Source organism: Bacillus mesophilum, assembly GCF_008923265.1.
In the GTDB taxonomy this organism is placed as follows: Bacteria; Bacillota; Bacilli; order Bacillales; family Cytobacillaceae; genus Cytobacillus; species Cytobacillus mesophilum.
On the sequence record NZ_WBOT01000002.1, the window covers coordinates 142,628 to 162,156 of the forward strand.

Annotated in this window: 23 protein-coding genes; 3 read left to right on the forward strand and 20 right to left on the reverse strand. The window is 37.2% G+C overall.

Annotated features, from left to right (window positions below; all coding sequences use genetic code 11):
* Position 1: 1 nt before the first annotated feature.
* Both F7732_RS05570 and F7732_RS05575 read right to left on the reverse strand, forming a co-directional pair.
* Positions 2-1,357, reverse strand: coding sequence for an aspartate aminotransferase family protein (locus F7732_RS05570; RefSeq protein ID WP_151572893.1), 1,356 nt, complete (start codon positions 1,355-1,357; stop codon positions 2-4).
* Positions 1,358-1,467: 110 nt separating this feature from the next.
* Positions 1,468-1,638, reverse strand: a complete 171-nt coding sequence (locus tag F7732_RS05575; RefSeq protein WP_151572895.1) for a YjcZ family sporulation protein — start codon at positions 1,636-1,638, stop codon at positions 1,468-1,470.
* Positions 1,639-1,812: 174 nt separating this feature from the next.
* On the opposite strand from F7732_RS05575, the gene F7732_RS05580 reads away from it, so the two are divergent.
* Entirely contained in the window at positions 1,813-2,898 is a 1,086-nt protein-coding gene (locus tag F7732_RS05580) for an SGNH/GDSL hydrolase family protein (protein WP_151572897.1), read from the forward strand.
* Between the two features lie 83 nt (positions 2,899-2,981).
* Here the strand turns inward: F7732_RS05580 and F7732_RS05585 are convergent, their stop codons facing one another.
* Genes F7732_RS05585 through msrA form a run of 3 tightly spaced genes read right to left on the reverse strand, consistent with a single transcriptional unit; the run spans position 2,982 to position 4,466 of the window.
* The gene (locus F7732_RS05585) at positions 2,982-3,476 is read right to left on the reverse strand and encodes a PTS sugar transporter subunit IIA (RefSeq protein WP_151572899.1); all 495 of its coding nucleotides are present in this window, start codon (positions 3,474-3,476) and stop codon (positions 2,982-2,984) included.
* Positions 3,477-3,494: 18 nt separating this feature from the next.
* Entirely contained in the window at positions 3,495-3,929 is a 435-nt protein-coding gene (gene msrB, locus F7732_RS22985; protein WP_240056546.1) for a peptide-methionine (R)-S-oxide reductase MsrB, read from the reverse strand.
* 3 nt (positions 3,930-3,932) lie between these two features.
* Positions 3,933-4,466 (reverse strand): peptide-methionine (S)-S-oxide reductase MsrA, encoded by a 534-nt coding sequence (msrA, locus tag F7732_RS22990; protein ID WP_240056547.1) that lies wholly within the window; start codon positions 4,464-4,466, stop codon positions 3,933-3,935.
* Positions 4,467-4,653: 187 nt separating this feature from the next.
* Here msrA and F7732_RS22820 point away from each other — a divergent pair, with 187 nt between their 5' ends.
* Entirely contained in the window at positions 4,654-4,818 is a 165-nt protein-coding gene (locus tag F7732_RS22820; protein ID WP_192913000.1) for a hypothetical protein, read from the forward strand.
* Positions 4,819-4,899: 81 nt separating this feature from the next.
* On the opposite strand, the gene rsgA is transcribed toward F7732_RS22820, so the two are convergent.
* Positions 4,900-5,952, reverse strand: coding sequence for a ribosome small subunit-dependent GTPase A (gene rsgA / locus F7732_RS05595; RefSeq protein ID WP_151572901.1), 1,053 nt, complete (start codon positions 5,950-5,952; stop codon positions 4,900-4,902).
* Positions 5,953-6,299: 347 nt separating this feature from the next.
* Between rsgA and F7732_RS05600 the strand changes: the two genes are divergently transcribed.
* Positions 6,300-7,052 (forward strand): DUF4397 domain-containing protein, encoded by a 753-nt coding sequence (locus F7732_RS05600; RefSeq protein WP_151572903.1) that lies wholly within the window; start codon positions 6,300-6,302, stop codon positions 7,050-7,052.
* A gap of 107 nt (positions 7,053-7,159) precedes the next feature.
* Here the strand turns inward: F7732_RS05600 and F7732_RS05605 are convergent, their stop codons facing one another.
* From F7732_RS05605 to F7732_RS05670, 14 genes are all read right to left on the reverse strand, one after another.
* The gene (locus F7732_RS05605; protein ID WP_151572905.1) at positions 7,160-7,741 is read right to left on the reverse strand and encodes a YpmS family protein; all 582 of its coding nucleotides are present in this window, start codon (positions 7,739-7,741) and stop codon (positions 7,160-7,162) included.
* A 13-nt stretch (positions 7,742-7,754) separates the two neighbouring features.
* Entirely contained in the window at positions 7,755-8,630 is an 876-nt protein-coding gene (locus F7732_RS05610) for an SGNH/GDSL hydrolase family protein (RefSeq protein ID WP_240056548.1), read from the reverse strand.
* 244 nt (positions 8,631-8,874) lie between these two features.
* Entirely contained in the window at positions 8,875-9,408 is a 534-nt protein-coding gene (locus F7732_RS05615; RefSeq protein WP_151573663.1) for an SCO family protein, read from the reverse strand.
* Between the two features lie 143 nt (positions 9,409-9,551).
* Entirely contained in the window at positions 9,552-10,532 is a 981-nt protein-coding gene (locus F7732_RS05620) for a nucleoside hydrolase (RefSeq protein WP_151572907.1), read from the reverse strand.
* Between the two features lie 193 nt (positions 10,533-10,725).
* Positions 10,726-11,568: a DegV family protein gene (locus F7732_RS05625; protein WP_151572909.1), complete on the reverse strand. Its 843-nt coding sequence runs from the start codon at positions 11,566-11,568 to the stop codon at positions 10,726-10,728.
* Between the two features lie 527 nt (positions 11,569-12,095).
* Positions 12,096-12,347, reverse strand: a complete 252-nt coding sequence (locus tag F7732_RS05630) for a DUF2535 family protein (RefSeq protein ID WP_151572910.1) — start codon at positions 12,345-12,347, stop codon at positions 12,096-12,098.
* 125 nt (positions 12,348-12,472) lie between these two features.
* Positions 12,473-13,228: a twin-arginine translocase subunit TatC gene (gene tatC / locus F7732_RS05635; protein WP_151572911.1), complete on the reverse strand. Its 756-nt coding sequence runs from the start codon at positions 13,226-13,228 to the stop codon at positions 12,473-12,475.
* 111 nt (positions 13,229-13,339) lie between these two features.
* Positions 13,340-13,537 carry a twin-arginine translocase TatA/TatE family subunit gene (locus tag F7732_RS05640; RefSeq protein WP_066444484.1) on the reverse strand — a complete coding sequence of 66 codons (198 nt, stop codon included), beginning with the start codon at positions 13,535-13,537 and terminating at the stop codon, positions 13,340-13,342.
* Positions 13,538-14,038: 501 nt separating this feature from the next.
* The gene (gene ilvA / locus F7732_RS05645; RefSeq protein ID WP_151572912.1) at positions 14,039-15,307 is read right to left on the reverse strand and encodes a threonine ammonia-lyase IlvA; all 1,269 of its coding nucleotides are present in this window, start codon (positions 15,305-15,307) and stop codon (positions 14,039-14,041) included.
* Between the two features lie 154 nt (positions 15,308-15,461).
* On the reverse strand, positions 15,462-15,941 hold the full coding sequence (locus tag F7732_RS05650) for a dihydrofolate reductase (protein ID WP_151572913.1): 480 nt from the start codon (positions 15,939-15,941) through the stop codon (positions 15,462-15,464).
* Positions 15,938-16,732 carry a thymidylate synthase gene (locus F7732_RS05655; RefSeq protein ID WP_151572915.1) on the reverse strand — a complete coding sequence of 265 codons (795 nt, stop codon included), beginning with the start codon at positions 16,730-16,732 and terminating at the stop codon, positions 15,938-15,940. The genes F7732_RS05650 and F7732_RS05655 overlap by 4 nt, the downstream gene beginning before the upstream one ends.
* 39 nt (positions 16,733-16,771) lie before the next feature.
* Positions 16,772-17,473 (reverse strand): anthrax toxin lethal factor-related metalloendopeptidase, encoded by a 702-nt coding sequence (locus F7732_RS05660; protein WP_151572917.1) that lies wholly within the window; start codon positions 17,471-17,473, stop codon positions 16,772-16,774.
* Positions 17,474-17,707: 234 nt separating this feature from the next.
* Positions 17,708-18,319, reverse strand: coding sequence for a TerD family protein (locus tag F7732_RS05665; RefSeq protein ID WP_151572919.1), 612 nt, complete (start codon positions 18,317-18,319; stop codon positions 17,708-17,710).
* 111 nt (positions 18,320-18,430) lie between these two features.
* A complete protein-coding gene (locus F7732_RS05670; protein WP_420837674.1) occupies positions 18,431-19,528 on the reverse strand; it encodes a toxic anion resistance protein in 1,098 nt (365 codons plus the stop codon).
* Between the last annotated feature and the right edge of the window lies 1 nt (position 19,529).

The following is a 19,529-nucleotide window of genomic DNA, read 5'->3' on the forward strand; positions in this document are numbered from 1 at the left end:
TTTATGCACCTTCCTCCTTTGTAGAACTGCTATCAGTCATCATCATTTGAAACGTTTTCTCAAGGCGCTTTCCTAAATCATCCATTTCGGGTTCTGTAATCGTTAAAGGTGGAGCAATGATAATAGCATCGCCATGGATTCCATCTTCACCAGCACCAGCTGGATAAAGAAGCAAACCATTCTTCTGAGCAGTTGAAATGAGACGCTGCGTAAACAGTATTTCACGCGGGAATACAGTTTTTTTGATTGGATCTTGCACAAATTCAAGACCAATCATTAATCCTTTCCCGCGAATATCGCCTATAAAAGGAAAGGAAATTTGCAGTTTCCGGAGAAGGTTCAGCAAATAAATTCCTTTTTTTTCTGCATGCTTTACAAGATCATACTTCTCTATATAATCCAAAACAGCTAATGACACGGCACAGCTTTGCGGGTTTGCACTAAGGGTGTGTCCACTGATAATGCTTTTGCTGCCTTTTAAAATAGGCTCCATCACAGAATCACTGACTAAAGCAGCTGCGATCGCCGTGTAACCCGCTCCCATCCCTTTTCCTAATGCAACAATGTCTGGCGTTACGTCCCAGTGCTCTGCTGCAAACATTTTTCCCGTTCTGCCAAAACCGGTCATGACTTCGTCCGCAATAAAAAGGATGCCATGCTTTTTACAGATTTCTTTTATAATCTTGTAATAGTCCTTTGGAGGTGTCAGGGCTGCTCCAGCAGCTCCAACAATTGGTTCGGCAATAAAAGCTGCTATATGTTCAGGTCCAATCCTTTTAATTAAAAGCTCAAGCTCATGTGCACAGCTATACTGACAGCTGCCCTCGATTTCACCATAAGGGCATCGGTAGCAATAGGGAGGCGGCAATACAGGGCAATCTTCGAGAAGGGGAGTAAATCGTGCTCGTCGTCCTCTATGTCCTGACATGGATAAAGCACCAAGCGTAATTCCATGATAGCTGATCCATCGTGAAAGAATTTTTGTTTTTGTAAAAACACCTTGTTCCTGCCAATATTGAATGGCAATTTTCATTGCCGTTTCAGTTGCTTCAGATCCGCTGTTAACAAAAAAACTCCAGTTCAAATCACCTTTAGCCAATTTAGCCAATTTTAATGCCAGCTTTTCAGCAGCTTCACTAGTAAATTGAGAGCGATATACAAAAGAAACTTTTTCAGCCTGTTTCGCCGCTGCCTGGATAATCTCCTCTGCACCATGACCAATATTGGCTGTTATCGCTCCAGAGCTTCCATCTAAATAGTCATTTCCGTCCATGTCATATAAGTAGACTCCTTTGCCATAATCAATAACCGGATATGTTTCATCAAGCAGTGGTTTAATTAAATAAGAAGGATCCACTGTTCCCACCTCATTCTTGTCAATTCTTTAAATTATATGATCTTAAGGACGGTTTCTTTCATACAAAAAAAACTGCCATGAACAGGCAGTTTCTTTAAGTCCTACATATTTTATTTTCCGTAGCAGCTTGCGCCGATAATAATCAACAAGATAAATAACACAACGATTAGCGCGAAACCTTGAAATCCGCCTGTATGACAAGTATATGCACCTGCAACTGGGTAGCTGTATCCAGGTGTGTAGCATGGGTCTGCGCATCCGTAGTTATATCCGTAGTTCATCAATATCCACTCCTCATTTGTATTAGGCATTTTCAATATTAACTTATGTAATAGGTGCTTGACCTGAGTGTGCATTCGCCTAGATTCTAAAATTTCCAATTGTTTCTTTATCTTTCATTTATGTTACATTTACGTTACGATTAGATTAGTCCATAAATGCGAGGGAAAAATTATATGCTAAAGAAAAAAATCAGAATTTTCGTTTTTATTATTGCTGCTGTTACTGGGATAACGTTTATAATAAATTATTTTTCGTCTTCGAGAGGTTTGGCTGAATCAGCAAGTGTTTACGAAAAGCTGGCAAAAAGAGAAGAAATCAGCTATTTAATCATAGGAGACAGTATAGGCAGAGGTTCTGGTGCCTCACATAAATCTAAAACCTGGTTCAGAAAGATGGAAGCTGCACTGTTTGCAAAATACCGGGTGAAAACGGAAAGACAGCTGCTTGTCCAAAGTGGCGCTACCGCATTCGAGGGCTTATACAAACTTCAAAACACAAAGCCGTTTGAACATATTGATCTAGTTTTTATCGTCTTTGGAGAAAATGATCGTAAATATATGGACGTTTCTCAATTTGCTCAAACATATGAGTCACTGATAAGAAAAGCGAAACAAACCTACCCTAACAGCGAAATAATTACATTTACAGAAAGCTCTTTGACGGAAGATGAATTTGCAGAGAGTATTAAAGAAATTTCCTATCATTATCATGCTAAAAATATAGATATGCGTCTTCCTTTTTCAGAATCTGAATACCCTGTAGAAAAACTGACAACAGACTTGGTCCATCCTAATGACAAGGGATATGAGCTGTATAGCGCTGCCGTATTAGAAACGATTGAAGAACTTACATCTAAACAGGAAAATATTGCTTACTTGGCAGAACCTATATATCCTAATGCTGATATTAGCTTAACGGAGATATATGATGTGCAAAGGTCGATAGGATTTACATCGGAAAAGAATTATTGGGTTAGCGAATCAAAAGGGGATATACTGGAATATTCCTTTACAGGCACAATGCTCGGCATAAGAGCATTGCGCAGTGAAATAGGCGGAAAAGCTGATGTTTATCTGAATGGCAATTGGATTACAGAAATTTCTACTTGGTGGCCATTTGAAAGAGAAAGATATTTATATATTGCCAGCGGCTTAGAAAATACGAAACATACAGTTGTTTTTGTATCAAAAGGTGAAAAATCACTTAACAACACTACAGACCATCACACTGTAGCCATATCATCAATCATTACGGATTAGTAATTCGATTCATATGATAAACAAAAGCCTAAAAGCAATTTGCTTTTAGGCTTTTGTTAAAAGAAAACTTATATAAGTCTCAATTACTTCATTGTTACTGTCATAACGACATTCGATGCCCGCTGAACAGAAGATGCTAACTGTTTTTCCAGTGAAACTTGGTCACTATTTGTAATAATAACTGGAGTGATCGTGCTTTTTGCTTTTTCTTTTACCAGATTCATATCGAAAGTAACAAGCTGATCTCCAACTTCTACCTTTGAGCCTTCTGAAACATGTGCTTCAAAGCCCTCTCCATTCATAGAAACAGTCTCTAAACCAATATGGATCAAGATTTCTGCTCCATTTTCTGCTTTCAGCCCAATCGCATGCTTTGTAGGGAATACTTGAAGCACCTCACCCTTTACAGGAGAAACAACAACACCTTCAGTTGGTTCAATAGCAATACCATCGCCCATCATTTTCTCTGCGAATACAGGATCAGGTACAGTTTCTAAAGAAACAGCTGCACCAGAAAGCGGTGCAAAAATGTCTACAGATTTTACTTCTTCTTTCTTACCGAATAATTTTTTAAACATCATAATCACCTTTTACTATTATTTTTCTTGAAACAATTTTAAATAAACCTCATAGCCCTCTTCTTGCAGCCGATCTTTCGGAATAAACCGTAATGCAGCTGAGTTGATGCAATAACGAAGGCCAGAGGGTCCCGGACCATCGTCAAATACATGTCCAAGATGAGAATCAGCTGATTTGCTTCTTACCTCGGTTCTTACCATAAAATGGCTTAAATCTTTTTTCTCAAGAATTTCTTCCTCTTCTATTGGTTTTGTAAAACTTGGCCATCCGCAGCCGGCATCATATTTATCAAGTGAACTGAATAGAGGTTTACCTGATACAATATCTACATAAATGCCATCTCCGAATTCATCCCAATACTCATTGCGGAAAGGCGGCTCAGTTCCATTGTTCTGAGTTACTTCGTATTGCATTGGGCTAAGCTTCTCTTTTATGTCCTTCTGATTCGTCATTTTTTATTCACCCCAATGTCTTTTAATATAATCTGCTCGACCAGATCCTTGCTGGTAAGCATTATACCTAGTCGGATTCTTTTTGTAAAAATGCTGATGATAATCTTCTGCAGGATAAAAGACAGAAGCAGGCAAGATCTTGGTTTGGATCGGCTTTCGGAATTTACCGCTTTCAGCGAGATCGTGCTTTGATTGTTCTGCAAGCATTTTTTGCTGTTCGTCGTGATAAAAAATGGCTGTCTGATACGATTGACCCCGGTCGTAAAACTGGCCGCCAGCATCAGTGGGATCAATTTGCTGCCAGTATAATTCAAGAAGCTTTTCGTAAGGATACACTTCTGGATCAAACTTAATTTGAACAGCTTCATAATGACCTGTTGTTTCCGAACAGACTTCTTCATAGGTAGGATTTTCTTTTGTGCCGCCTGTATAACCTGACAATACCTCAATAATTCCAGGCTGTTCGTCAAATGGTTTTACCATGCACCAGAAGCATCCCCCAGCAAATGTAGCTAATTTATTTCGCTGATTTTCCATTCCGTCCACCTCTTTCACATTCTCTTCATACTTATTCCCTATTCGAAGAGGTTTAACGCATTCAACATAAGAGTAAAGAAAAAATAGATATTATGCAAGAAAATAGACTAGAAGAAGGCTATTAGCTATTTCATTAAAGACGATTACAGGCAAGTACACCGGAAAAATTCTATAGGGAGGCTTAAACATGAAAGTAAAAACTTTATATGGATGGACCGAAACAAAAATGGACGAAAAAATCAATCAATTTATTAATGATCCTCTTATTGAAGTTATTCATATCCAATATGCTTCACCGATCTTCTTTTTTAGTGCAATGATTACTTATAATGAGAAAAAGGAAATGTTATAAACAACAAATACTTACAAGGCATCTGTATTAAAAAGGTTAATAACAATATAAAAAAGCGCAGGATCCTGCGCTTTTTGCCTTTTATCTTTTATTCGATTGAACTGATACACTTTTCCAGAGTTTTTTTTGTTCTGCCTGTGCCCGCTTATCTTGTTTACGGTCTAGATATGCCAGCTCCCTCAGCAACTTTTTATAACTGTTTAATCTTGCTTCTTCTATCTCTCCAGCCTTTATCTTTGCCTTTACAGCACACCCAGGTTCTTTTTCATGCTGACAATCTCTAAATTTGCAATCCATGGAAGCCTTTTCGATATCGCTAAAGCTCTCACTAACTCCATGATCACTATCCCATAATTGCAGCTCTCTCATTCCAGGGGTATCAATTAAAATACCGCCGTTTGGAAGTAAAACTAATTCACGATGTGTTGTCGTATGTCTTCCTTTATCATCTGTACCTCTAATCTCCTGTACTTTTTGCTTTTCATTTCCAAGAAAAAAGTTTGTTAAAGTGGATTTGCCCACACCCGATGATCCCAATAAAGCAACTGTCTTTCCCTGCTGCAGATAAGATGTCAATTGATCAAGACCTTCCTCTGTCACAACACTAACTGGAATGACAGGTACACCAAGCGCTACTGATTCAATTTGAGCAATTTTCGAGGCAAGATCACTGCATAAATCAGATTTAGTTAAAACAATGACAGGATTTGCGCCGCTTTCCCATGATAATAGTAAATATCTTTCAATTCTTCTTACATTAAGATCCTCATTTAATGAATTGACTAAAAAAATAGTATCCACGTTTGTTGCAACAATTTGTTCTTCCGTACTTACACCAGCAGTTTTCCGTGAAAACTTACTTTTTCTAGGCAGGAGACGGTGAATGATGCCACGGTTTTCTCCGCTCATTTCTTTCACGGCCACCCAGTCTCCAACGGCAGGGTAATCTTCTCTTTCGGTTGCTTCAAAAGAAAATTTCCCTGATACTTCACAAAGTAATTCTCTTGTTTCGGTCACTACCCGGTAAGATCGTTTATGTTTTAATGTGACTCTTCCAGCCACATATCCGTCTTTCTCAAATGGTTTAAAAAAACCTTCAAAATGATCGTCATAACCTAAATTTTTTAATGTCAAATTTATTTCCTCCACTTTCGTTTATAAAATAATAAAAACCATAGGCATACACAGCCCATGGTTTAATAAACGAAAGAGAAAAAAACATACTTTCTTCTATAAACTTTACAGATTAAAATCCATTTGGGCTGTGCTAGTGCATTCAATTAACGTTTGATTTACAAATAAGCTTGCCATAACACATCACCCTTTCACTTTTGATTTTTTTATTATATCACTAAATTCAGAAAAAGCAAACAGTTTATCATGTCATCCTTAATTCTTTGGTTTTTTTAGGCACTCACCTAATGCAATTCGCATAATCTGCTATTACATACTTTTATAACCATTGTTAGGAGGTCACCATCTTGGAGAATCATTCATCAGCACAGCCTCATTTTATGAAAGCTGAGCACTATAGAATAAAAGCTGACTATTATAAGTACACAGATATTGAAAAATATACAAAGAATTATCAAAAATACTTACAACACATTTATGGAGCGATGAAGCATTCCAGAACGAACTCTCTCCAGCCTCTGCAGGTCCTGCCAAGCAGAATTCGCTTGCTTCATGCTGCACATGATGTAGAAAAAGCAGATATATACTTAAATGGCTCAAAAATTTTACAAAACTTTCGTTATTCTGATGGAAGCAGTTACTTAGCTTTGCCTTCGGGAACGTATCAGCTTGATCTATATCCAGCAGGCAATTCCGATCAAAGATTACTGCACCAAGTGATTGAGATAGAGCAGGGCAAGGCATACACCATTAGCATATCAGGTATTGGAGAAGCTATAAAAGGTACAATATTTGAAGATGATCAAATCGTCCCCCATGGTGAAGCGTCATTTAGATTTATTCATTTATCTACAGATGCACCAGCCATTGATCTAGCCGTTAAAAATGGTGATGTTGTGTTTCATAGCATCAGCTACCGGCAAGCAAGCGAATATCTTGGCATCTCTCCAATAACCGTTCATCTTCATGCAAGAGTAGCAGGAAGTGATAATCATATTTTTCCAATCGAAAATATAGTCTTTAAGGCAAATACAATTAACACTATTTTTCTCGTTGGATCTATTACAGGCAGACCACAATTAGATGTCTTAATGATGTGAAGCTGTTTTTATTGGCTCTATTATATACTGCGGTATTCTCCATAGTAAAAGAGGTGACCTTCTTGGCCACCTCTTTTACTAACAGTCTATTCTTTTCGTTATATTCCTTACTGAACAGGTACAAGCAAAGAAAAACGAATATCATCTTGCTCTAAATCAAACTCATTTACTTTAACTTTAACATCACTTTTCAGCTTCATATCCGTTAAAGCGACATAAATACGCTCCTCACTAGGTACAATTTCTACCCATTCGGGAATATCATAGTTATCCTTTACAAACTTCATCACATATGATGCAGGAAGCTGCAGCTGACCGACAGACATTTCTTTTTTTTCTAATACAATATCTCCATTTTCCAGGGCAGTGGGTTCAAACGCTAGTTTCATCTGTATTTCCTGAGTAAAGACAGGCAGTGAGCCGATTAGTTCCACGTCATCATTAAGGAAAATCTGATAATCAAACGCTCCGGTCATACCTTCACTTTCTAAGTAATGGTTTATGACACCATTCAAATCCTGTTTATTTGCACTAATTGAAAAAGGAGCATATGCACTTTCATTTAATTCTTTTGGCTCATATGCCTGATGTTCAGTTGGTGTATAAATTAAAACTGCTAATAAAACGAATAATGCAAGATTTAATCCCAACAAAACGAAAAAAAACAGCTTCCATTTATTCTTTTTCAAATCTCCTCACCTCTTAGCTGTCCCTTGACTTCTCTAATAAAATATCTGTTAATGCTCTTTCTTTCACTACCTCATAAATGCGATTTCCCATCTTTTCATAGCCTTGATCATTTGGATGGAAATAATCAGTATATAGGAGGTTTTCCCCTTCTGTTTGAAAAATATCATCTACATCGACAAAAAATGTATTTGAATATTGGCTCAACATGGTCTTACTAGTTTGATTCCAATCACTCATAATTTCATCGATTTCTCTAATATCTGAAAACCAAGTTAAAAAAGGATTATATAAACCAATTAGACCAATTTTAACTCGTGGATTGTATTCTTTAATCGTTTGAAGTACATCCTGGAGATTTTTCTCGTATGTCTTCTTTTGCTGAGCAAAAGCCTGCAGATTAAGCGCTGTGAAATTTTCCCTTACGACCTTCATAATATCATTTCCGCCAATAGTAACTAAGACTAGATCTGCTTCTGCAATTGAAGCTTTAACCTCTTCTGTTTTTAATCTTTTTAACAGCTGATCTGAACGATTGCCGCGTACACCATAATTAGCAAATGATGCATCGCCAATTCCGCGCTCTTTCTCCAGCAGAGTTTCAGTATAAGGCACATAGCCGCCTTTGCCTGAACTATCCCCAACTCCCTGTGTTAAGGAATCGCCTACAGAAACAATTGCCAGGTTTTGCATTAAAAATGCTGGATCGACCTGTTTCTTCTCAGCATAAACAACACTTTTTTCAATATGTTCGGCATTACTTTTACTTAAGCCAATATTACAGGCAGACAGGAAAAGCATAGTTATAATCATAATAATTAATAACAGAGGCTTTACTGATATATATAAATTACTTGCTGTTGAAGGCTTAAAGGTGAATTTTTTTTTCATTACATCACCCCTCTTAGAAGTATAACTATTATAGCATGATCATGAGATTCTTGAAAAATAAGACTTAAACATCAGTCTTTGATCTGGTGGACGTAAAGATTATCCGCAGAATAGGCTAGCCTGTTCTCTCAAGTGTATTTATAGAAATAAGCAGTTAGCTGAATATTTTCGCTCCATCTGCAATCTATTTTAGACAATAGAATATTTAGGCAGATCATGAAAAAATAGACCTGTTATAAAAGGTCTATTGCAATGTTTTGATATCGTCTATTATTTCCTCGTACGGAACGCCAGTCACACCTTCATAGTATTTCTGTATAACGCCCTCTTTATTTACAAGATAGAATTTTGTATCATGAATGACTTGTTCTTCATTTTTTGGCTTTTGGACAAGTGCCTTAAAAGAATTCAAGGCAAAATCTTCAATTTCTTTTTGTTCATAACCCGTAAGAAAATGCCAACCATTATAATCAACTTCATATAGATCTCCAAACGTTTTTAAAGCATCTGGAGTATCATTGACAGGGTCGACACTGAAAGAGACAAATTGAATATTTTCAATCCCCTCTTGTTCTGCCATGGTTTGCAGCTTTTTCATATTAGAGGTCATCGGCAAGCAGACAGTATCACAATTTGTAAAAATAAAATCAGATACCCACACCTTGCCTTTTAAATCCTGTAACCCCACTTGTTCTTCATTTTGGTTTGTAAATTCAAAATCCTCCACTTCATAATCTAAAGCCCCATCAATACCGCCAGCACCGCATGCTGAAAGCATTGCAACTGCAAGAATAGCTATAATTGCAAAATATCTCTTTACCTTCACTTCTTTCACCTGCTTCACTAAAGTTCAAGTTTCATTCTAGCAAACCTCCATGAAAGAAGAAAGAAAAGAATATGACAAAGTTGTGAACACAGTAGTTATAACTCCCTTTCAACAGGGTTTGTCATGACCCGATAGAACGTCTCAATGAATTGCCTATAATCAAATTTTACAGCAATATAATGAACTTGATAATTCTCTTTTTTTTCTGCTGGCAATTTTCTGAAATCTCCTATCGTTTGACCAAATGCGACTCCCTTATCGACAACTACTTTGACTGGCGCTTCAATATATTCGATTGCAGAATCCTCCATAATTGCCCAAAAAGTAAGTAAGTCATGCATTGGGCTTCCGGATATATCAGCAAACTGCTTTTGATAAAATTCATAATAATAGTCAATCATCGGTTTTAGCAGCTGGCCAAATTGATTGCCTGTTTCAATAAAATGTTCATGAAGCCGATCCACAAGAGCGGGCGTTATAATGGCAGACATTGTAACATCCAGTGGAATAATATACACCTTCTTTGGTGCATTTGATAAAACGATATTGGCAGCATACGGATCACCATAAATATTTGCTTCGGCTACAGGGGTTACATTTCCAGGTACAAAAAATGCTCCACCCATAATATATATATCGGATACTTGTTTTAATAAATTGGGGTATAAAATAAATGCAGTTGCTAAAGAGGATAACCGGCCGATGTTTACAATTAGTATATCATTTTCATATTGTTCAATAATTCTTTTAATCTCGTCAAAATTCTCAAAAAAATCAACATCTACTATAACTTCATTAAGAATTGGCCCTAATCCGCTAAGACCGTGAATCTCTGGATAAAATTCAGGCATATCTCCAGTGAGCGGGAGACCAGCGCCTCCAAATACAGGGATCTCAGTCAAACCGGTAAGATCCCGCAAATATGCGGCATTTTGCAGTGCTTTTTCTTTAGAAACATTACCATAATCCGCAACAATACCCACAACATTTACTTCCTCGTTAAAGACCGCAAACGCAGCTGCAACCATGTCATCGATTCCAAAATCACTAAATAGCAGGATATTTTTAACCTTCACTTTTTCACCCCCTACTATAGTAATATTCATGATGAAAATAAATAGAAATATTTAACAGTATCATTAAGAAAACAGTGATATTTTCCTATTTGATATATAAGGAAATGTTAATATTGCGAGGACGAACATAACGATGATTTGTAAAAGGCAATGCAAAAAAACAGCAGAGAATTCCCCCTGCTGTTTTAACTCTTTAATCCAGGTAATACATAAATCCGATGGCTCCTGCACCAGTGTGCGTACTGACAATTGGCGTTGTATCTTCAATAGAAATATCTGTATATCCTGTCAGATCTTCAATTGCTGCTTTTAGCTTAGATGCTAATTCAAAGCCTTCAGCATGAACAAGCCCTACACTTTTAATGGTTTTCCCTTTAGCATCTTCCGCAAATTGATTAGCTAAATACTTCACAATTTGTGCATGGCTTCGCACTTTGGCTACTGGTGTGTAAACGCCACCCTCAAGAGATGCAATTGGCTTTATATTTAAAAGAGAACCTAATAATGCTTTACCTTTTCCTATCCTTCCACCCTTGACTAAGTTTTCAAGCGTATCTACGACAACAAATAATTTTGTTTTCGCTCTAATATCATCCAGTGCTGAACATATTTCCTCAATTGAGCTTCCGTTCATAGCCATTTTAGCAGCTTCAATCACTTGGAATGCAAGCGCTTTAGAAATATATCGGGAATCAACAACTTTAACATTGCCTTTTGCCATACTGGCTGCACTTTCTGCAGATTGCACTGTGCCGCTCATCCCGCCAGTCATATGGATGGAAATAATATCATTACCCTCATCAGCCAAGCGGTCATACAGTTCTAAGAAGACACCTGCTGGAGGCTGTGAACTTTTTGGAAGCTCGTCAGATTCTTTCATCTTTTTCATAAATTCAACCGGTGTAATATCTTTTCGGTCTAAATATGTCTCACCTTCAATATGAATGGACAATGGAACGACTTCAATATCATATTTTTGTAAAATTTCATCTTGCAAATCAACTGTAGAGTCTGTAACAATTTTGACTTTATTCACGAATTCACGTCCCTGCTATAACAATTCCATTTTATTATACAATTTTACATATATGAAGAAAAGCAATATCATTAATACAATACCTATTAAACTTTAGTTCATAGAAGGCTGCACACGAATGTATAAATGGATATAGTAAATTTTAAATCCATTGCTGCTTACTCATTTAAGGTAAAATATTTATAATATATTCCTTACCATTTTATCAGCATCTTAAAACAATCATATATTGAGTTTTACTTGTTCATTCCCATGGTAAAGCCAAGGGGCAGATAATAAAGAGGCAGAAACAAAATTAAGTTGCCATACAAAATATCAACAATCACTGCATTCATTAAGCTGTCTTCATTAGTCCGCTCATTTCCCTGAGAACCCCTCGCTTTCCTTTGGAAGAAAGCGATCTGAATCAAGCTCAAATGATATATTTTTTATAACCATCAATAAAAAACGAATGACCAGAAAGTGTTATTTTCTAATCATTCGCAAGTATCACTGAGTTAAATTCTTATGTCCAACTCTCTTCATTTTTAGGCATTATTCAGTAATTTTGGCGATTGATAGACTTCTTCATAGATCGTCCATTTTGTCATTTTTTTCATATATTCTTTAAAGGAATAAAATGGTCTATCTTCTGTCAAAGCATAAATTTGATTCATATAAATCTGCAAACGTGCCTGAACTAGAAAGAAATTCGGATTATTTTTGTCTAGAACAGGTATATCGATGATCTTAACCTTCTGCCCAACAGCATTTTTGAACACTAGGCTTTTGAATAACAAATTATCAATCCTCTTTTTCACCCGTTTAACATCATTATACCCTAAAACTCTATTGAAAATTGTCGATTTTTGCCCGCAAATAATTATAATTACCTCAAGATATTAGCCATCTTGTAATAATTCGACTAATCAATAACATCTTCAGTACCTTGCAGTTCTTCCCACTCTTTCTCTTTCTTGAGCTTTCTCTTATATACAATCTTAGAAAGGTTAATACTAACTTCATACAAGAATAATAAAGGAATTGTCACTAAAATATCTGAGATAAAGTCTGGCGGCGAAATCACGACAGAGATGACAACAAGTACAAAATATGCATATTTTCTAATTTTCTGCAGCACATATGGATTTATGATCCCAAGTGTTGTAAGAAACATGGCTACTACTGGCAGTTCAAACAATACACCAAAAGGCAATGTCATATGCATAATAAAGCGGAAATATTTATCTGCGGTAAAGTTTGTTACCATCATGCCTTCACCAAGCTCAACAAGAAAACCTAATACTGTCGGGAAAATAACAAAGTAACCAAAACAAAGTCCCACAATAAATAAAATGAACAATGCTGGAATATAAGAAAGCGATATTTTTCGTTCAATTGGCGTTAAAGCCGGTTTAACAAACATCCAAATCTGTGCAGCTAAGACTGGAATGGTTCCTGCAAGAGCTACAACACCAGCAAGTGTGAAATATACCCAAACAATGTCACTAGGGCCCAATACAATCAGTTTAACGTCTAAATCACGAACAAGCCATTTATAGATCTCTTCCACATAGATAAAACCTAAAATAAAAAAAGCAAAGAACGCAACAACTGTATAGATCAGTCTCTTTCTGAGTTCATCCAAGTGATCTATTATATTTAATTCTTTATCTTCCATAATCTTCCCCTGCCTGTTTCAGTTTACATGCCCAGAGGCAAGGAAAAGTGAGTGCATCATAAATCCTCTCACTGATCCAAAAAGAAAAAGTGTAAGAAAGAATCTCACACCTTATTTAACAGTTTTTTTATTCTTATCGTCTTCGAATTCTTCCATAACATCGCTTGTTAATTCACGAGTCGATTTTTTAAATTCACGTAAGGTTTGACCAAATGCACGGCCAATTTCAGGAAGCTTTTTCGGACCAAATATAATCAAAGCCAGTACTAAAATTAAAATTAACCCAGGTACACCGATGTTTGATAGCATATAAACATCTCCTTAATATGTCTTGTAAATCTGTCTTCATTATATTACTAATTTAGGCTATTGTGTAGAGGATAGCTAAAAATTCATATTATATACACATTAACAATAATAATATAGGAATGCAATAAAAATCACAGACAGCTATTGGATCAATCAAAAAGAGGCTGGGACAAAACGAAATTAATATTTCTAAAACACGAATATTCAATATCTTAGTTTCGGTATTTTATCAAGACCGTTCCATTGCGCTGCGGACCCTCGCTTTCCGCGGGGAGCAAGCTGAGCCTCCTCGTCACTTCGTTCCTGCGGGGTCTCACCCTTTGCTCTGCAGCCCGCAGGAGTCGAGGGCCCTCCGCTCCATTTCACTCATGTAAATAAAATATATTTTATAATTATAAATAAAAAACCGAATGATTAGAAAGATGACCTTCCTTACCATTCGGTTCAATAGGTGTGTTAGTTACTTATGTCCCAGCCTCTTTTTCTATGAATTCTACAGCTTCACACTATTAAATGGAACAGCTTCTTGTCATTATTAATTTCTTGATAGGAGAATCCTTTCTTGTCCATTCTTTGGATCATACCAGAATAGTCTTCTTTATTTTTCAGTTCAATTCCCACAAGTGCTGGTCCATTTTCTTTGTTATTTTTCTTTGTATATTCAAATCTAGTAATATCATCGTTTGGCCCAAGTACTTCATCAAGAAATTCTCTCAATGCTCCAGCCCGCTGAGGAAAGTTCACAATAAAATAATGTAAAAGTCCTTCATAAAGCAAGGAACGCTCTTTAATTTCCTGCATTCTGCCGATATCATTATTTCCGCCGCTGACAATACAGACGATATTCTTCCCTCTAATTTGATCTTTATAAAGATCCAACGCAGCAATTGGCAGCGCTCCTGCAGGCTCGGCAACAATCGCATGCTCGTTATACAGCTCCAAAATGGTTGTACAGACCTTTCCTTCTGCTACTGTCACTACATCATCTACCAGCTCCTGGCAAATAGAAAAGGTTTTGTCGCCAACAGCTTTAACTGCGGCACCATCAACAAATTTGTCTATTTTATGTAACGCAGTAACCTTTTGTTCTAACAAGGATTGTTTCATCGCCGGAGCACCATCCGGTTCTACACCAATCATTTTTGTATGATGAGAGATCGCCTTAATATAAGCAGATGTTCCAGCCATGAGGCCACCTCCTCCAATACTGGCAAATACATAATCAGGGGCGACCTCACAGTCATTTAAGATCTCAACCGCGACCGTTCCCTGGCCAGCAATCACTTTATCATCATTAAACGGATGGATAAATGTTCTTCTCTCTTCCTTAGCACAATCTAGCGCTTTTTCGTATGCATCATCAAATGTATCTCCAACAAGAACAATCTCTACATTTCCACGGCCAAAAAGCTCAACCTGACTTACTTTCTGTCTTGGCGTTGTTGCAGGCATAAAGATTTTCCCGCTAATTCCAAGATGCTTACAAGCATATGCTACTCCCTGTGCATGGTTGCCTGCACTTGCACAAACAACACCGCCGTTTCGTTCCTCATCTCCTAATGAGTTTATACAATAATATGCACCTCTTAATTTAAAGGAACGAACATGCTGCAAATCTTCTCTTTTTAAATAAACATTACACTCATATTTATCAGATAACCGTTCATTTTTTTGCAGCGGTGTATGGGCTACAATGTCTTTGAGATGCTGATAAGCAATTAAAATATCTTCCAGCTGCACTCTCTTCTCCTTTATAGCACTATGTTTCATATGGCACCCCGTTTCAAATTCAAGTTTAATTTTTTCATTATAACATGATGAAACGGTAAATCAACGCATTATTTGTAAATTTTAGATTATTTCGTTTTTTTGTTAAGTCCCATTTTTATTGAGAATAAAAAACCAGGAGGCTATCCCCCCTGGTTTATTTTGCATAGATTAAGAATTCGTAATCGTAAGGATTTTTTTCATTCTTTATACCTTGTTCTTTTGATTGAAGTGTCCACCTTGAGATGTCTAACTCAGGAAAATAGGTGTCTCCTTCAAAAACATCATGGATTTTTGTAATGTAAAGGCGGTCAGCTGCAGGTAAAATCTGCTTAAAAATCTCGGCTCCTCCAATGACAAATACTTCTTCTAGTGTACCGCAATATTGTAATAACTCTTCAAATGAATAAAAGATTGTACAATCGTCACAAGTAAATTGCCGATCCCGAGTAATTACAATATTTTCTCTGCCTGGGAGTGGACGGCCGATAGAATCCCATGTTTTTCTCCCCATTACAATAGGCCGCCCCATTGTCGTTCTTTTAAAGAACTTTAAGTCTTCAGGCAAATGCCAAGGCAGTTTGTTTTCTTTACCGATCACACCGTTCTCATCCATAGCCCAAATTAGAGATATCATACACTGACAACTCCTTTAATATGCGGGTGCGGATCATAGGCTTCAAGCGTGAAATCTTCATAGCTATAGGAAAAGATATCCTTTACATCCGGGTTAATAACCATTCTTGGCAACTCTTTAGGCTCTCTGGATAACTGCAATCGAACTTGTTCAAGATGGTTTTGATAGATATGAACATCTCCGAATGTATGTACGAATTCACCAGGCTCCAAATCACAAACTTGTGCAATCATCATAGTAAGTAAAGCGTATGATGCAATATTAAATGGCACTCCTAAAAAAACATCTGCAGAGCGCTGATATAGCTGACATGACAGTTTGCCGTCCTGCACATAAAATTGAAATAGACAATGACAAGGTGCCAGCGCCATTTTTGGAATGTCACCAACATTCCAAGCATTCACTATCAGTCTGCGGGAATCAGGATTCGTTTTGATCTGATGGATTAGCTCACTAATTTGATCCACAGTTTCCCCATTACGATCTGTCCATGAGCGCCATTGATGGCCGTAAACAGGTCCAAGATCACCGTTTTCATCCGCCCACTCATTCCAAATACGGACACCATTGTCTTGGAGGTATTGAATATTTGTATCACCATTTAAGAACCAGAGCAATTCATGAATAATTGACTTTACATGCAGCTTTTTGGTTGTAATCAGCGGAAAACCTTCTTGAAGATTAAACCTCATCTGATAACCAAATGTGCTGATGGTTCCAGTTCCAGTCCGATCACTTTTTTCTTGTCCATTATTCAAAACATGCTCACACAATTGCAGATATTGTTTCATGTGTTCCCCAACCTCTCATTATGCTCGTTATATTGTACCTTATTTTAAGCTATCTATAAACCCATAAGTGAGAGGGGCTTTTTCCTTTAAATGAGCTTGATATTCTTCATTTACAAAAAACATGGCAAAGCTTTCAGCAAAATACTCCTCAGGATAATTCAAAAAATATTCAATCTCTGGAAATAATGTTGCTTTTTCTTTATTCCATATTTCTAGAAAGTGAATATTATAGCGAATGCCATGATATACATGTCGATCAATCGAGTGTGCCAATTCATGCAATTCTAAATTAACCGATCCATGTCCTTGTCCCTTTTCACTGGAGCCAATTTTCACAAGAACCGTTCTGCTTCCTCCAATACCTGGCACCTCATCCCATGTTTTACTACTTGTATAGCCACGGGGAATGATGCCTTGTAAATGCGAAGCTGTGGGGTTATCTGTCAGTTTACCTGAAAAAAGCTTGATATGGATATTTTCCTTATTTACTTTATTCAATAAAGTAGAAGGAATCCTGTCCACTCTTGAAATCATGGAAGCAGCTTCCAACTCGTCAAAAAGGCCTTCAGGCACTATAAAAATATCGCCAATTTCAAGAGGAGATACAAGATTTAAGTTCATTTTCAACAGTGAACTGGCCGGGTAATCTTTTAATAGGGTGCCGTGCATTTTTGCTTGGGAATTTCCCATTAACGCTAATGATGCAAAGATTATGATTGAAAAAATAGTAACCTTCTTCATGTATGTAGTCCCTTCTGCTTAATCCGGAAGTCACTCATAAGGGATACATCCGCAAGCTAAATAGTTAGAATATACTAAAATTATATCATAGGATTCTATTAAATTGAGGAAAATCAAGAGTGGGAATTAATGCTAATCAACGAGGCATTACAACAGAAAAACAGGCCAAGAATGTGACAGTCCACACCCTTGACCTGTTCAAAAAGCAATTGTATTTAATTTCTTGTAACTCTATTAAGAATAAGTTCTTACAACATCAGCTAACCCGGAAGCAGTTGTTCCTGTGCCGACAGCAGCAAATTTCCAGTCAGTTCCATGACGATAGAGTTCACCCACAACAAGGCTTGTTTTGCCGCTATAATCATCTGTTAAGTTAAAGTGAATCAATTCTTGATTGTTAGAAGAGTTAACAATGCGAATAAACGCGTTTTGAATCATGCCGAAATGCTGTTTGCGCTTTACACAATCGTAGATGTTTACAACAAAGACCAGCTTTTGAATAGTCGATGGCACTCTTGTTAAATCGATAAGGACTTGCTCATCGTCTCCATCTCCGTCACCTGTTAAGTTATCTCCAGTATGCTGAACGCTGCCATCCTTGCTCTTCAGATTGCCAAAATAGATCACGTCATTATTGCTTTTGATCTTATCGTTTTCTCCAAGCATAATAACAGAAGCATCACAGTCAATATTTGCACTGCCGCCCCCGCCAAATAATGAACCCAGTAAACCGCCGCCTCCGCGGTTTTGTACAGGGTCCCAGCCGAGTCCAACAAGAATTTTAGATAAACCCGGATTCCCCTTCGTTAAATCTACACGCTGTCCTTTTTGTAAGTTAATTGCCATAATTTCTCCACCTCATCATTGTTTATATATTTGTCTATTTATAGAAGCTATCTACTAATTTACAGTAAGCTTCATTATTAAGGCCGTGAATCTAATATTAATTGGCCATTGTTAACCTTGGTGTTTTAATTTTTTGAAGTTGTCCTGAAGCTGTTCAAGCTTTTTCGTTCCTTCTTCGCGAAGGCGTTTGTTGTCTTCTTCAATGGATTTGGTTTCCTGCATTCCTTTGATAATAATGTTCCAGGATTCCTCAATTGTTTCGATTTTGATGCTTGGCCCTCCAGCAAGACGGGCAATATCCGCACTTTGAGTTGAGATGTTTTGCGCATTGCGAACAAGCATTTCATTTGTACGGCGATCAAGCTCGCTCATTGAATCAGCAACAAGCTTTTGCCTTTTCGCAGCCACAGCTTGGATTAAGCCGTTTTTAAAAATCGGAATCGTGGTCACAAACGCTGAATTAATTTTACCTATTAATTTCGTATTCCCGCGCTGCAGCAGGCGAATTTGCGGAGCCGTTTGCAAAGCAACCATCTTCGCCATTTCAAGGTCATAAACTCTTTGATCCAGCAGATCAACCGCGTTTCTTAATGTATCTAACTGCATGGAAGCCATTTGATCTCCGGCAGAGGCACGGCTTTCTAACTGAGGAAGCTGATTCTGCTTTAATTCTTCTGACTTCATTTCTCCAGCAACAGCATACTTCTCCAATGTCAGATAATATTGATAGTTTTGTTCATACATTTCATCAAGCGTAGTTGTGGATTGTACCATTTCGTTTTGGTATTTGGAAATTTCAACATATATTTTATCAATTTCCTGACCCATTGTCTGGTATTTTCCAAATAGCTTTTCTACAAGTTTTTCTCCTCTTTTAAAGAGCTTCCCAAAGAGGCCGCCAGACGATTTTTCGAAGTCTTTTTTATCAAACTTGTCCATCACTTTGCCAAGCTGCTTTAATAGCTCTCCTGAGTCCTCTACCTTGGTTGTCCGCATATTGCCGAGAATTTGGTCAGAAAAACGAGAGATTTGTTCAGCAGGTTCTTTACCAAATTCAAGAATTTGAATTTGGTCTCTCTCATCAATGGTACGAACTAAATTTTGGACATCCGGGTCTTGCCTTAATGCTAATTTAATTTCGGAAGCATTTGCTTCTGTTAATTTATCATCTGTATTTGCTTTTACAAGATCAGTAGGCATTGAATTCATC

Excerpts from the sequence above, each read along its gene's own strand:
- F7732_RS05575 (WP_151572895.1), bottom strand. The coding sequence starts at position 1,638 with ATGAACTACGGATATAACTACGGATGCGCAGACCCATGCTACACACCT.
- F7732_RS05580 (WP_151572897.1), top strand. The coding sequence starts at position 1,813 with ATGCTAAAGAAAAAAATCAGAATTTTCGTTTTTATTATTGCTGCTGTT.
- F7732_RS05585 (WP_151572899.1), bottom strand. The coding sequence starts at position 3,476 with ATGTTTAAAAAATTATTCGGTAAGAAAGAAGAAGTAAAATCTGTAGAC.
- msrB (WP_240056546.1), bottom strand. The coding sequence starts at position 3,929 with ATGACGAATCAGAAGGACATAAAAGAGAAGCTTAGCCCAATGCAATAC.
- msrA (WP_240056547.1), bottom strand. The coding sequence starts at position 4,466 with ATGGAAAATCAGCGAAATAAATTAGCTACATTTGCTGGGGGATGCTTC.
- F7732_RS22820 (WP_192913000.1), top strand. The coding sequence starts at position 4,654 with ATGAAAGTAAAAACTTTATATGGATGGACCGAAACAAAAATGGACGAA.
- F7732_RS05610 (WP_240056548.1), bottom strand. The coding sequence starts at position 8,630 with ATGAAAAAAAAATTCACCTTTAAGCCTTCAACAGCAAGTAATTTATAT.
- F7732_RS05615 (WP_151573663.1), bottom strand. The coding sequence starts at position 9,408 with ATGCTTTCAGCATGCGGTGCTGGCGGTATTGATGGGGCTTTAGATTAT.
- tatC (WP_151572911.1), bottom strand. The coding sequence starts at position 13,228 with ATGGAAGATAAAGAATTAAATATAATAGATCACTTGGATGAACTCAGA.
- F7732_RS05640 (WP_066444484.1), bottom strand. The coding sequence starts at position 13,537 with ATGCTATCAAACATCGGTGTACCTGGGTTAATTTTAATTTTAGTACTG.
- ilvA (WP_151572912.1), bottom strand. The coding sequence starts at position 15,307 with ATGAAACATAGTGCTATAAAGGAGAAGAGAGTGCAGCTGGAAGATATT.
- F7732_RS05650 (WP_151572913.1), bottom strand. The coding sequence starts at position 15,941 with ATGATATCTCTAATTTGGGCTATGGATGAGAACGGTGTGATCGGTAAA.
- F7732_RS05655 (WP_151572915.1), bottom strand. The coding sequence starts at position 16,732 with ATGAAACAATATCTGCAATTGTGTGAGCATGTTTTGAATAATGGACAA.
- F7732_RS05660 (WP_151572917.1), bottom strand. The coding sequence starts at position 17,473 with ATGAAGAAGGTTACTATTTTTTCAATCATAATCTTTGCATCATTAGCG.
- F7732_RS05665 (WP_151572919.1), bottom strand. The coding sequence starts at position 18,319 with ATGGCAATTAACTTACAAAAAGGACAGCGTGTAGATTTAACGAAGGGG.
- F7732_RS05670 (WP_420837674.1), bottom strand. The coding sequence starts at position 19,528 with ATGAATTCAATGCCTACTGATCTTGTAAAAGCAAATACAGATGATAAA.